Below are 378 nucleotides of genomic sequence, written 5' to 3' on the forward strand. Positions count from 1 at the left end.
GTTCTTATTACTCATGTAACGACATTTTGCTCGCTGGTATGAGTATGGGTGACGGTGTTTACGACATTAGTACAAAAAGTGGCGAAACGCTTTCTGTTTATTGTGATATGACAACAGATGATGGTGGCTGGACCTTAGTAGGCAGCTATCCAAAGACAGCACCTGGAGGCATGGCCCGAGTTGCAGACTATGGTACTGAACCTGAAACCAATCCGAATGATCCAACCAAACTGTGGCTCTTCCAGAAAGACTTAAGCCCATTTTCTGATGCGCGAGAGCAAATCTCCTGTTCGCAAACTGCATGTGCAGATGGTAAGTACGCTTTCGGAAATAATCTGACAACGTCTGATTTGGAAAAAATTCGTTCTTCCTGGGGAT

The 378-nt window shown here is 44.7% G+C and carries 1 protein-coding gene; it reads left to right on the top strand.

The window, feature by feature from the left end; translation table 11 throughout:
* Positions 1 to 44 precede the first annotated feature (44 nt).
* The coding region (locus ACXAH1_RS24710; RefSeq protein ID WP_475200336.1) for a fibrinogen-like YCDxxxxGGGW domain-containing protein at positions 45 to 378 on the top strand (334 nt) is incomplete at its 3' end.

The sequence above is a fragment of the Pseudoalteromonas sp. AWH4_217 genome (assembly GCF_056161105.1).